At 58.3% G+C, this 11,655-nt stretch carries 13 protein-coding genes; 2 read left to right on the top strand and 11 right to left on the bottom strand.

Going from position 1 to position 11,655, the window contains the following annotated elements; genetic code table 11:
* Positions 1-7: 7 nt before the first annotated feature.
* On the top strand, positions 8-931 hold the full coding sequence (locus JNJ45_02035) for a carbohydrate kinase family protein (GenBank protein ID MBL8047439.1): 924 nt from the start codon (positions 8-10) through the stop codon (positions 929-931).
* On the opposite strand, the gene JNJ45_02030 is transcribed toward JNJ45_02035, so the two are convergent.
* The 7 genes from JNJ45_02030 to JNJ45_02000 form a co-directional block, all read right to left on the bottom strand.
* On the bottom strand, positions 928-2,433 hold the full coding sequence (locus JNJ45_02030) for a YifB family Mg chelatase-like AAA ATPase (GenBank protein ID MBL8047438.1): 1,506 nt from the start codon (positions 2,431-2,433) through the stop codon (positions 928-930). The genes JNJ45_02035 and JNJ45_02030 overlap by 4 nt on opposite strands.
* A 166-nt stretch (positions 2,434-2,599) precedes the next feature.
* Positions 2,600-2,851, bottom strand: a complete 252-nt coding sequence (locus JNJ45_02025) for a hypothetical protein (GenBank protein ID MBL8047437.1) — start codon at positions 2,849-2,851, stop codon at positions 2,600-2,602.
* Between the two features lie 55 nt (positions 2,852-2,906).
* Complete coding sequence (locus tag JNJ45_02020; protein MBL8047436.1) at positions 2,907-3,353, bottom strand: hypothetical protein; 447 nt, start codon at positions 3,351-3,353, stop codon at positions 2,907-2,909.
* A gap of 375 nt (positions 3,354-3,728) precedes the next feature.
* On the bottom strand, positions 3,729-4,787 hold the full coding sequence (locus tag JNJ45_02015; GenBank protein MBL8047435.1) for a ParB/RepB/Spo0J family partition protein: 1,059 nt from the start codon (positions 4,785-4,787) through the stop codon (positions 3,729-3,731).
* Entirely contained in the window at positions 4,784-5,587 is an 804-nt protein-coding gene (locus JNJ45_02010; protein MBL8047434.1) for a Dam family site-specific DNA-(adenine-N6)-methyltransferase, read from the bottom strand. Before JNJ45_02010 ends, JNJ45_02015 begins: the two co-directional genes overlap by 4 nt.
* A gap of 373 nt (positions 5,588-5,960) precedes the next feature.
* Positions 5,961-6,368 carry a hypothetical protein gene (locus JNJ45_02005; protein MBL8047433.1) on the bottom strand — a complete coding sequence of 136 codons (408 nt, stop codon included), beginning with the start codon at positions 6,366-6,368 and terminating at the stop codon, positions 5,961-5,963.
* A gap of 107 nt (positions 6,369-6,475) precedes the next feature.
* Positions 6,476-7,525 (bottom strand): redoxin family protein, encoded by a 1,050-nt coding sequence (locus tag JNJ45_02000; GenBank protein ID MBL8047432.1) that lies wholly within the window; start codon positions 7,523-7,525, stop codon positions 6,476-6,478.
* 125 nt (positions 7,526-7,650) lie between these two features.
* On the opposite strand from JNJ45_02000, the gene JNJ45_01995 reads away from it, so the two are divergent.
* Entirely contained in the window at positions 7,651-8,382 is a 732-nt protein-coding gene (locus tag JNJ45_01995; GenBank protein ID MBL8047431.1) for a hypothetical protein, read from the top strand.
* Here JNJ45_01995 and rfbC read toward each other — a convergent pair.
* From rfbC to JNJ45_01975, 4 genes are read right to left on the bottom strand one after another with little or no spacing between them, the layout of a single operon-like run.
* Positions 8,341-8,883, bottom strand: coding sequence for a dTDP-4-dehydrorhamnose 3,5-epimerase (rfbC, locus tag JNJ45_01990; protein MBL8047430.1), 543 nt, complete (start codon positions 8,881-8,883; stop codon positions 8,341-8,343). The genes JNJ45_01995 and rfbC overlap by 42 nt on opposite strands.
* Positions 8,880-9,758: a glucose-1-phosphate thymidylyltransferase RfbA gene (gene rfbA, locus JNJ45_01985; protein ID MBL8047429.1), complete on the bottom strand. Its 879-nt coding sequence runs from the start codon at positions 9,756-9,758 to the stop codon at positions 8,880-8,882. The genes rfbC and rfbA overlap by 4 nt, the downstream gene beginning before the upstream one ends.
* A complete protein-coding gene (gene rfbB, locus JNJ45_01980) occupies positions 9,755-10,804 on the bottom strand; it encodes a dTDP-glucose 4,6-dehydratase (protein MBL8047428.1) in 1,050 nt (349 codons plus the stop codon). The genes rfbA and rfbB overlap by 4 nt, the downstream gene beginning before the upstream one ends.
* A gap of 22 nt (positions 10,805-10,826) precedes the next feature.
* Positions 10,827-11,633, bottom strand: coding sequence for a prepilin-type N-terminal cleavage/methylation domain-containing protein (locus JNJ45_01975; GenBank protein ID MBL8047427.1), 807 nt, complete (start codon positions 11,631-11,633; stop codon positions 10,827-10,829).
* Between the last annotated feature and the right edge of the window lie 22 nt (positions 11,634-11,655).

Raw genomic sequence — 11,655 nt, 5'->3', positions numbered from 1 at the left:
TGAGACCATGCGCGAAATCCTGATCGCCGGCACCGTATGCTGGGATCGCCTGATTCGTGTCCCCGAGTTTCCTCGCCCCGGCCAGTACATCGACGCCCTTGAGGTGCGCGAGGGGCCGGGCGGCGAGGCCTACAACACCGCGTTTGGCCTATTGCAACTTGGCATGAGCGCGCTGGTCTATGGCAACCCGATCGGCTCGGGTTTGGCCGCCGACCGTCTGCGGCAAGGCGTGGAGAAAGTCGGGCTCCGGCGTGTGGTTCTCCCCGGTGGCCGAAACCGCGTGCCGCAATGCGACATCCTCGTGACTCCCGACGGGCAGCGCACCATGCTCGGCGACGGGTTCACCGAGCTGGCCGAACTCACCGCCAACCTGCACGTTTCGCCGTTGCGCGGCGGAATCATCTCCGGCGATATGAACCTCGGCGAGAGCATTTGGCGCATCTACGATTTGGGCCGCGCGGCGGGCATGATGATCTACGCGATGGACAGCCCACCCCGCGCGCTGGGCCCGACGAGCTACTACCAGACCAGCACCGACTGGGTCGGCAAGCCGGGAATCGAATCGGACAACTGCGCCGCCGCCCACCAGATGGCGACCATCACCGAAGGCACAGTGATCCTCACGGACGGCAACCGCGGCTTTTATGTCGGCAACCCGCGCGGCGCGGTGCGTCTGCCGGCCTTCCCCATTTCCGGTGTGGTGGACACGACCGGGGCGGGCGATGCCTTCCGGGCGGGAATGCTGTTCTCGCTGGCGCACAGTTGGCCGCTCGGGCAATCGCTCGCGTTCGCCTCGTTGGTGGGCGGGCTCGCTTGCCGCGACTTGGGCGCAACCGGATCGTGCGCGACTCGCGCCGAAGTGGAGCAACAAGTAGCCCAGCACCGACCCATTTACGACGAGATTCTGCGGCTGACGGCCTTGCTGAACTAGCGCTCGCGGTACTGAACCGCCTCGGCCAAGTGAACCTTGGTCACCTGCTCGCTCCCCGCCAAGTCGGCGATGGTGCGACCCACCTTGAGCAGCCGATCGAACACGCGCCCCGAGATATTGAGCTTGGCGCTGACCGCGCGCATGAACGCCTCGCTCTCGGCATCGAGCGTGACGATCTCCCGCAGTTGCCGCGGAGCCATCTTGGCGTTCAGCATCGCCGCGCCAAATCGCTCACGCTGTCGCGCCCGCGCCGACTTGACCCGCGCCCGGATCTGCGCCGAGGTTTCGCCGGGTTTCATGTCGAGCAATTCGTCGGGCTTAAGCCGCGGGACGGTGATGTGCAAATCAATCCGATCCAGGAGCGGGCCGCTCAGCTTGGCGCCGTAGCGTTCGCAGAGACTTGCGCCAACGCACTGGGCCTCGGGATAGCCCTTGAACCCGCAAGGGCACGGGTTCATCGCCCCGATGAGCATGGCCTCAGCAGGAAAGGTCATCTGCATTTGGACTCGCGAAACGGTGACGATGCCATCTTCCAGCGGTTGCCGGAGCGATTCCAATACGTCGCGATCGAACTCGGGCATTTCGTCCATGAACAGCACGCCCAGGTGCGCGAGCGAGATTTCGCCTGGTTTGGGAATCTTGCCGCCGCCGACAATGGCCGCGTAGCTGGCGGTGTGGTGCGGCGACCGAAACGGACGGACCTTCATGAGGCCGCGCTGGCTTCCGCGCGAGCCGCTGGCGCTGTGCACGCGGGTGACGGCGACGCTTTCCTCGAGGGTGAGCGGCGGCATGATGGTGGGGATGCGGCGAGCCAGCATGGTTTTGCCGGAACCCGGCGGCCCGACCATGAGCAGGTTGTGACCGCCGGCGGCGGCGATCTCTAGCGCGCGGATAGCGTGTGTCTGCCCCTTTACGTCGGAGAAGTCAATCTCGAACTCGGGCTCCTCGTCGTCGGTAAAACTGCGCTGCGACATGGGCGCTTGCAGGTCGCCGTTGATGAGGCTGACGACATCTTCCAGCGTGCGACAACCGTACACTTCGAGGTCGGGGAAGATCGCCGCTTCTTCGGCGTTGGCCTCAGGGACGATGAGGCGGCGGAAGCCCTTTTCGTGGGCGAGAAGGGCGGCGCTCACCGCGCCATCAATCGGCCGCAGTTTGCCATCTAAGCCGAGCTCGCCGAGAAAAAGGCAGTCGGCCAACTCGGGGATGGGCACCGCCTTGTTCATCGCGAGAATCGCCATGGCGATCGGCAGATCGAGGGCGGGGGCATCCTTGCGCACGTCGGCCGGCGCGAGATTGCAAATGATCATGGCGCTCGGCCAGTTCAAACCCGAGGTGATGATGGCGTTTTTGACGCGGACGCGGCTTTCGTCTACGGCCTTATCAGCGAGTCCGACGAGCACGAAATGGCGGTCGGCCTTGGTCCAAGACATATCGACCTCCACCTCTATGGGGAGGGCATCGATCCCGGAGAGCGTCGCTCCCCACGCCTTGGCAATCACTCTGGAATTGTAGCCGCATTGGTTGGTTGAGATTCTCTGTGGGATCGCCCCCGTCTGCCCACTTGCCAGGCCCGCGCGACCACGCTCCGCTCGTCGCTTTGCCCAGACGGGGGCGAGGCCGCCGCGTTGGATCGGGGTGACGTCCGATTTTAGCGGTCTTGTGGCCTTAAGCCGTTTCAATGCCGGAAGAAGGAGCATGTCGTGGAGTTTCTTCACTTCCACCAGTTCCCTCCCCATTATTCGCATATGCAACCAGTAACTTTTCGTCGGGCCAACCAATCCGTTTATGTTCATCCCTCTTTAACATGCAAGATTTAAGAGTATCCTCGTCCTCGTCCTCGTCCTCGTCCTCTCTAACCTTGCAGCCAAACAGTTTGTTATCGCAGAGGTTGCTCTTAATGTCTTCATTATCGTTCATGTGGAATGTGCCGTTGCTCTAGTTCTCGGGCCGGTCTTGACCATTGGACTTAGTTCTAACGCTCGTAGGGTAAGGGGTGAAGCTGATCGTGGCGGGGGAAGAGGCCGTACCAGACTCGTTGACCCTTCGTGCCTCTGAGAAGGAATGGCATGTTGTTGTTCGAATTGCGGGAAAGCACCGTCATGCATCCCATTTTTTTGTGACCTAGAGGGGTCTTACTGTGTAGTTCAAGTGCGTAAGACGAGAGAATTGCAAAGTCCTCGTCAGTGAAGATACTCTTAAACCTCTCGGTATCCGGGTGTAGCACAGAGTAGATAGCCTCGGCTCCGGCCTCCCGCACGACAGGGATTGCCTCCGGGCACATTACTATTGTCGTAAACAGCGGGACGACGGTGGTGGAGAATGCCCCGCTCCACACCCCAATTGAGTCCTTAAACGTTTGGCCGGAACCTGCAAAGTCGTCCAGAAATGCCAAGATCGAAGCACTCTGGCTTTTTAGCATTTGCTGCAATTCTATGGCGTTCCCTCTGAAGATAGTTAGGTTAAGGTTCTCGTGTGTATTCAGCTGATCTGCTAGTTCCAGAATGGCATGACCGCTTTCTCCGTCGCCAGGGCCCGCCAGTACCGTAACACAATCTCGTGGAATTCCATCAGTATCCGCTCTTTGGCATAGCTTTAGAAGCAAGCCTCTGAGATGAGATTCTACTTCGCTGGGCGGAAAGTACCGCACTTGGGCAAGCATCCGAAAGACGGCTCCCCTGTCACGAGGCCGGGATTGGTGGACATACTTCCAAACAACCTTCCAGTTGATTGGGCGTGGTTCATAGCCAGGGAATCTCTTAGATATCCGGTGGCAATCGAGCAGGTGCCGCACCACCTAGAGATCAACCTCGTCAAACAATTCTGGCTGCGGCATGTCTTCCCCAGATAGCTTATCAAGAAGTTTGTCCACAAATTCGCGGATACTCTTCAAAGATGCCTGGAGGTCTTCTCTGTCGGAGGCAAACTCAAGCTTAAGTCGTTGCATGTCCTTCGTGAACGAGTCGCAAAGATCAACAGCTTTTTTGATTCTACGCTTATCGTGGACAAGTTCATCAAATGCTTCTCGGGTGTCATAAGGCACGTTTTGTAACCACTCCCTCAGTCTTTCAATTGCTGACTGTAGACTCGCTTCGTAGCCGTCATCGTCCTCATCAAGCAACGTAAAAGCCTCCATGACTCTTCGGAAATGAATCACGCTCTTAATTGACTTTGCCTGGTACTTTTCCACCAACCTTCGCCATATCCCGTCTCTACCGCCAAGTTCTTTAACGACTTGTGGCATGTGAGTTTCGATTTTCTTAACGACCTGCTCTGCTTCAGTCCAAAAATTTGAGGGTATCCGCTTTCGCGGGTTGGGTTCCAGAGAAAGCAATTGGAACTCTTCGGGTAGGACCATCAGCGTTTTACACCGCTCAATCTGCGGTTCACTCAGTCCGGTTAGCTCATGCAGGCGCTTCGTGTCTGCGTCCATTTCGTCAAGTTCATTCATGACCTCTTTCAGGCTAAGTGCGGTAGGCATAAGTTCCCAACCCTCTCGGAAGTTGTGGATTGAGAACATGGCAAGCAAACCCGATAATCGGTCTGGCGTATCCACGATATTTGCCTTTATCGTCAATATCGGTGTTCCTTCCGCTGTGAGCTCGGCGCAACATCGGTATCGTCGCTCGCCATCAAGTATCCGGTATAGCTTTGTGCCCTTTTGCTTATGAACAGTAATGGGCACAAGCACACCGTGTTTCTTAATGCTCGCCTTGAGTGAAGCTAAAGGCTCGGGATCAAATAGCAGTCGAGGGTTATTCGTGTCGGGCACGATGTCTTCAAGCGGAATCTCTTTGAGAGATCCTGCAGGTAGTGTTTGGGGCGATAGGTGGGGTCCGCTGCTTGGATTACTCATTGACTTATCTCGATGTTGCTAATCAGAAGTTCTTCTACTCTCGTGCGGCTTGAGGCTGAACCTGCCACTAAGCGCCGGACCGGTGTACTCACCGTCTGGAATCCATCTCCAAGCGTTCGCGCCTCAGCGGAGTCTGCATAGCTGAGCACGAACTTCGCCCCTGACTCGTGTATCCTGATGATTGCGGTCCGAAGTCGGTGAAGATCGTCTACGGCGAACCCTGCCGGTAAATACTCCCGGAAGGTGCGCTTCGAAGTCACGCGGTATGGGGGATCCAGATACACAAATGTTTTTGCAGAGACCCTTTGAAGGCACATGGCAAAATCGCCCGACACAAGCTTTACTCCTTTGAGTGCTTCGCTGAATGAAACTAACTCTTCCAAGCTTAGCATCGCCCTAAATTTTGTAGCCCCCCATGGAACGTTGAACTTACCACTCAGGTTCGTACGGTAAATTCCATTGAAACAGAGTCTATTGAGATATAGAAATCTTGCCGCCTTGCTGATGGGATCCGTGTGGACACCTTCTCCGGCCCTGACCTTATAGTAGGTTTCGGCGTCGAGGCCCCAACCCTGCATTGCTTGGTGAACATCTGACGGGTTGGACCGAACTGTTTCGTACGTCCCGATAAGGTCACTGTTCATATCTCCGAGTACAGCCCGTTTCGGGTTCAGGCGTAGGAACAAGCATGCCGATCCACAAAATGGTTCGATGTATTTATACTTTGGATCTTGATAGTACGATGCTAACTTTGTAAGTATTTGTGTTTTCGCTCCAGCCCACCTTAAAATCGGTCGCACGGTCACGGGTTCCAGACCATGTTCAGGCAACTTGGATGTCACTTATTTCCACTTCCTGTCGCTCTTTGGTTGCTTCCTGACCTTTTGAGCTGTTGTGACTGTGATGGAGATTCAGTCACACGTTTCGGTTCAAGGTATCGGGAGACTGGTAATCGCTTCGGAGGCGGCACTGCTTTCATCGCTTATGAACATACCTTGTCTTGGCAACGGTTTCCTGTGGCCTGAGCCGCATAAGGGATTTTCGCACACCACCCCGTATTCGCGACATGTTTTTCACCTTGCGAGGGCGAATTAACAAACCAAGATTGTCTCGTGGGGTTAACCGACGAATGCGGTATAGAAGCACATACCCAATCCGCCAGCAGAAAAGCGCCTACGCGCGCGGAAACTCGTGCGGATCGCCTGTCAGGCGGACCCGGCTCGCGAGCTCGAGTGGCAGCGAATCGCGACGCTTATCGCGAGTAAGAATCAGCTCCATGTCCGCCAGATCAGGCAACCAGGTCGCGAGCGAGGCCATCACGTCGGCCCGATCGACCCACAGCACCGCCGGCGGCTCGTGCAGACACGCCTGCAAAAGCTGATTGTAACTGTGGAAGCACTGACACGTCAGTTGCTGAGAACGAACCGTGGTGTCGAACCACTCCTGAAGATCAAGAGCCTGGAAATAGACATAGACCACCCCGACCGGCGTATTGTCGGCCGGGAAGCCAAATGCGGTGCCAATCGGTGGAGGTGGACCCACGCGCGATCCACCTGTTTTCGTGGGGATCAAGCAAGACATCACCGTAATTGTATCGGATTAGTGCGGAAAATCGATGAAGTTTTCCACAAAAAGTTATAAAAAATGCCCGACTCAGACGAGTCGGGCATTTCAGTGAACAACGGCTCTTAGGCCTTCTTCAGACGATCCACCGTGGTTTCCAAGAACTTCTTGAAGTCGGCTTCATCCTTCATATCGCTGGTCGGGAAAACGTCCAGCGCGGTTTGCGCCGCCTTCAGCGCGGCGGCTTTGTCACCAATTCGCTCGAAGATCGTGAGGGCGTACCACAGGGTCTTCATTTCCTTTTCCTTGGTCGCGGCCAGGCTAAGTTGCACAGCCTCGCGAACCTGCGGAATGAGCTTCGACGTCGGGCTTGCGTTCGCCATGGCGAAGCTCAGCAACTGGTCGCGATCATCTTCTTTGCGGGCCATGCCCTTGGCCTTCTTCGAAAACTCGGCCGGATTTTCTTCGGCGATCCAGGCCAGTTGCATCGGCTTGGCGTTGGCTTCGGCTTCCGGATACTTCTTCACCAGGTCGGCAAGCTTGGCTTTTGCTTCGGCCTTCTGACCAGCGGCAAACTGCTTCTTAATCGCGCCGAGTTCCTTGTTGATTTCCATGGCGCGGCGATTCGCGGCGACTGCCTCGTCCATCTTGGTCTTGGCCTTGGCCATGTCGTAGGTGCCCGCCTTAATCTCTTCCAGCGGCTTGTCCATGCTCATGGGGTGACCAATCCAGACGATGGTTCGGTCCTTCACGATGAAGGCGCTCGGGATGCCGTTTTGGCCGGCCGCCGTCATCCAGCTTTCCGACATGCCGGTTTTGTTGCCGCTGTAAGCGACGGTGTAATCCATCTTGGCGCCCATTTCGGTGACAAACTTTTCGACGCGCTGGTCGTCGTTGTCTTCCCAAATGCTCACCCCGATAAAGGTGATGTCGGAATTCTTCTTCGCCAGCTCAGTTAGGTGAGGAATGGAGGTTTTGCACGGACCGCACCAGGTGGCCCAGAACTCGACCACGTAGGTCTTGCCCGCTTCAAAGCCGTTGACGGGCGTACCCTTAACCCACGTCTTGATATCGAGTTTGGGAGCCGGGCTGCCGATGCTGATTTCGCCGGCGGCGGAGGCGCACGCCGAGGCGGCGAGCAGGAGAATGCCTAAGACACTTTTCTTGGTGACCATAACTTCAAGACGTCGGCGCGGGGGCTCGAAGTTCCCGCAAAGTTGCCTAACCATTCTTGCGCAAATGATATCAATTGCCCCAAAAATTTGCGGTGGCTCTCTATACTCGCTCCGAGAGGGATCAAATGAAACTCATTTCGATTACGTCAATTGTCGTTCTCGCGAGTGTTGTGGCGCAAGCCCAAACTCTGCGCGTGACTAAGTTCAATTGGAGCAATGCTCAGGGAGGTGTGAATATCCAGGCCGAATTCGACCAAGGCCCCAATCCCTGGTGCCCGGCGGCAGATGTCCGATGGCTTCAGAACGTGAAGATCAAGGATGCGGCGGGCAACATTCGCAACAACGTGCCGGGCTATCCGAACGGCGACTTTACCGACCCCCTGCCGAACGGGCCGGGCGGACCGTGGGATAACGATCCTTGGTACGACGTGACCTACAACTCGGCCGCCGACCGCAACACGGATACGAATCGGCAAGGGGGCAAGGGCCGGTTCTTCAACGATTCGCCCGGAGGCTGGGGGCCGTTCGGACCGTTGTACTTCTGCGCGACCACGGCGATTGTTTGCATCGATCGCAACAACTTTAAGGCGAACATGATGGGCGTTTTCTCGTGGGGATTCTGCGTGAGCGCCACGGGCGGCATCACGCCGATTCAGCCGATGGCGCTGGGCAACACCGCCGCGACAAGCGGCCTGTTCAACAGCGGCGCGGGGCTCGCGCCTTGGACGGTTCAGCCGGGCGACAACGATTGCCAACTCACGGTGACCACGGTGCCCGAACCGGCGTCCTTCGCCGCGTTCGCGGTCGGGGTGCTGCTACTGCGCCGAAAATCGCGGCAGCACGGTCGCCTGAGCTAGCTCGGGCGCGGCGGCATCGCGGGCCGAAATCACCGGATCCGCGGTTCGCCAAGGAATCCCAATGGCCGGGTCATCCCAGCGGATGGCCCGGTCGTTTTCGGGAATGAATCGCTCGGTGACCATATACCCGATGGTCGCCGACTCGCTGAGCACCTCGAAGCCGTGGGCAAACCCGGGCGGAATGCAGAGCTGGCGATGGTTGTCGCCCGAGAGCTCGGCTTGCCAAAACTCGCCGAAGGTCGGCGATCCGACGCGGATGTCCACCGCCACATCAATAATGGTGCCGCTGACCACAAAGACGAGCTTCGTCATAGGGTGCGGCTCTTGGTAGTGCAGGCCACGCACCACGCCGCCGCGCGAGTGCGACATGTTCATCTGCACAAAGTTCAGCCCCGGGAAAGCGTCATCGCGCCACGCTTCCTTAAACCAGCCGCGCTCGTCGCCGAGCAGCTTCGGGATGACGAGTTGCAATCCCGCCGGGCCGAGCGGTTCCAGGGTCATGGTTGGCCCGCCGCCACGCGCCGCAGCTCCGCTCCATACTCGCTGCTTCCGTAGCCGTCAGCCAATCCCAACAGGTGCTCCCGCGAGATCCAGCCGTTGCGGAAAGAGATTTCCTCGGGCGAGGAGATGAGGAGCCCTTGGCGACGCTCCACCGCCTCGACGAAGTTGCTCGCCTCCAACATGCTCTGCGGAGTGCCGGTATCCAGCCAAGCCGCGCCGCGCCCCAAAAGCTCCACCTTCAGTTCGCCGTCGTTGAGATAAGCCTCGTTCAAGGTGGTGATTTCTAGTTCGCCGCGCGCCGATGGCCGAATCGCTTTTGCTCGCTCCACCACGGTGTGGTCGTAGAAATAGAGCCCGGTGACCGCATAGTTGCTGCGGGGCGACGTGGGCTTCTCCACCAAGCTAATCGGCTGGCCGGCGGCATCAAATTCAACCACGCCGTACCGTTCGGGATCGCTGACGTGGTACGCAAATACGGTTGCCCCGGCTTCTTGCCGCACCGCGTTGGCGAGTTGCGTGGTCAGGCCTTGACCATAGAAAATGTTGTCGCCAAGCACCATGGCGCAGGGCTGCCCTTCGATCCAGCGCTCGCCAATAAGAAAGGCTTGGGCCAGGCCCTCGGGGTTCGGCTGCACGGCGTAGTCAATGCTCACGCCCCATGCCGCGCCATCGCCCAGCAGTCGGCGGAACATTTCCTGCTCGTGCGGAGTGGTGATCAGCAAGATGTCCCGGATTCCGGCGAGCATCAACACACTCAGCGGGTAGTAGATCAGCGGCTTATTGTAAATCGGCAGCAACTGCTTGCTCACACTCCGCGTGATCGGCCACAGCCGCGAGCCCGTACCGCCCGCCAAAATGATTCCTTTGCTGATCATGCGTCCCCCCCATATTGTCGGCGCATCCACTCGCGATATTCGCCACTTTGCACGTCGCGCACCCAATCGGTTTCCGCCAGGTACCACGCGACGGTTTTTCGCAGGCCCGTGGAAAAGGTCTCGCGCGGTGTCCAGCCGAGTTCCTCGCGAATCTTGGTCGGGTTGATCGCATAGCGAAAATCGTGGCCGGGGCGATCGGGGACGTAGGTGATGAGCGCCTCCAGTTCAGCGGGTTCGGCGCCGGTTTGCGAGGCCACTTCGGCGATAATCGTGCGGACGATCTCAAGGTTCGTCACCTCGTGGCCGCCGCCGATAAGGTACGTCTCGCCGAGCTTGCCGTCGGTCGCCACGCGCAAAATCGCGTCCACGTGGTCATCCACGTAGAGCCAATCGCGAATCTGCTGTCCCTCGCCGTACACCGGCAACGGCTTGCGCGCAAGGCAATTGAGAATCATCAGCGGGATTAGCTTCTCGGGAAACTGCCGCGGACCATAGTTGTTGCTGCAATTCGTGATGACTGCGGGCAGCCCATAGGTGTGGGAGTACGCTCGCACCAGGTGGTCGCTCGCCGCCTTGGAGGCAGAATACGGACTGCGCGGATCGTAGGCCGTGGTTTCATCGAACGAGCCGCTCGGGCCAAGTGCCCCAAAAACCTCGTCGGTACTGATGTGGTGAAATCGCTTGCCCGCAGGATCGCGCCACACCGCCCGGCAGGCCTCGAGCAGGTTCAGTGTGCCGACCACATTGGAATCCACAAAGGCGCGCGGCGCGCTAATGCTGCGATCAACGTGGCTTTCGGCGGCGAAGTGAACCACGAGATCGGGTTCGAACTCCGCCACCGTGGTCGCGATCAGCGACGCGTCGGTGAGGTCCACCCGTCGAAACGAGTAGTTCGGCGCTTGGTCAACCCCGGCCAGGTTGCGCAAATTCGCGGCGTAGCCGAGCTTATCCACGTTCAAAAACGTGTGTTGCGGCTGCTCCGCTACTGCTCGTTGCAAAAAAGCGGAGCCGATGAAACCGGCTCCGCCTGTGACAAGAATCCGCATCCTTGTCGCTAGTTTAGCATTCTTAGCGGAAGCGCCAAATGACCTTGCCGTACTGGTTCAGCGAGTTCGCCGAGTACATCTTGGCGTGGCCATCAGCAAAGATCACCGGGGTTTGCCCATCGCCTTGACCGTTGCCGCCGTAGCGAGCAAAGATCGGCTTGAGCGCGCCAGCCGAGAGCGTCGTGTAGTTCACGCCCTTGTACGGGGTGGTCACGATGTTCACGTCGGCGATCAGCGGGAGGCCGTACTTGTAGTTTTCCTCAGCCGTCGAGTAGGTCGTCGGCGTCGGACCGTTGTACGGGTTGAACACGTAGCCGCGTTCCTTGCCCGAGCCAGCGTTGGCTCCGTTCGGGGTTACCGCGAAGAGACCAATTGAGGCCGATTCCTCGGCTTGGCTGAAGTTGGCCGCGTTGGTGAAGCCTTCCGTTCCCGGGAGAGCCGCGCCTTCAACGGCGGTGCTCAGCGGGTCCACGCCCGAAGCGTCGGTGTAGCCCACGCTTTGGTTCTTGCGATTCACCCAGACGTCGGCAAAAGTACCGCGCGAATCCGGAGCTTGGAAGATGTCCTTGTTCTTCGCGTACACGTTGACCAGACCCGGCCAGATGATCGGGTCGCCCACGCCGGTGCGGTTGCTCGCCGGAGCCATGTAGTCATCGTTGTCCGTGCTGTACATAAACACAGCCAGACTCAGTTGCTTCATTTGCGAGAGGGCGGCGGTCTTCTTGGCGGCCAGTTTGGCTTGGGTGAAAACCGGGAACAGGATGGCAGCGAGAATTGCAATGATGGCGATAACCACGAGCAATTCGATGAGAGTAAAAGCTTTTTTCATAATAGCAATTGCGTTGTAGCAC

The sequence above is a fragment of the Chthonomonas sp. genome (genome assembly GCA_016788425.1).
In the GTDB taxonomy this organism is placed as follows: domain Bacteria; phylum Armatimonadota; class Fimbriimonadia; order Fimbriimonadales; family Fimbriimonadaceae; genus JAEURQ01.
The sequence above is the reverse complement of the archived record's forward strand: the minus strand, read 5'-3'. Positions and strand labels throughout refer to the sequence as shown.

Excerpts from the sequence above, each read along its gene's own strand:
- rfbA (MBL8047429.1), bottom strand. The coding sequence starts at position 9,758 with ATGATCAGCAAAGGAATCATTTTGGCGGGCGGTACGGGCTCGCGGCTG.
- JNJ45_02015 (MBL8047435.1), bottom strand. The coding sequence starts at position 4,787 with ATGAGTAATCCAAGCAGCGGACCCCACCTATCGCCCCAAACACTACCT.
- JNJ45_02035 (MBL8047439.1), top strand. The coding sequence starts at position 8 with ATGCGCGAAATCCTGATCGCCGGCACCGTATGCTGGGATCGCCTGATT.
- rfbC (MBL8047430.1), bottom strand. The coding sequence starts at position 8,883 with ATGACCCTGGAACCGCTCGGCCCGGCGGGATTGCAACTCGTCATCCCG.
- JNJ45_01975 (MBL8047427.1), bottom strand. The coding sequence starts at position 11,633 with ATGAAAAAAGCTTTTACTCTCATCGAATTGCTCGTGGTTATCGCCATC.
- JNJ45_02000 (MBL8047432.1), bottom strand. The coding sequence starts at position 7,525 with ATGGTCACCAAGAAAAGTGTCTTAGGCATTCTCCTGCTCGCCGCCTCG.
- JNJ45_02025 (MBL8047437.1), bottom strand. The coding sequence starts at position 2,851 with ATGAACGATAATGAAGACATTAAGAGCAACCTCTGCGATAACAAACTG.
- rfbB (MBL8047428.1), bottom strand. The coding sequence starts at position 10,804 with ATGCGGATTCTTGTCACAGGCGGAGCCGGTTTCATCGGCTCCGCTTTT.
- JNJ45_02005 (MBL8047433.1), bottom strand. The coding sequence starts at position 6,368 with ATGTCTTGCTTGATCCCCACGAAAACAGGTGGATCGCGCGTGGGTCCA.
- JNJ45_02020 (MBL8047436.1), bottom strand. The coding sequence starts at position 3,353 with ATGCTAAAAAGCCAGAGTGCTTCGATCTTGGCATTTCTGGACGACTTT.
- JNJ45_01995 (MBL8047431.1), top strand. The coding sequence starts at position 7,651 with ATGAAACTCATTTCGATTACGTCAATTGTCGTTCTCGCGAGTGTTGTG.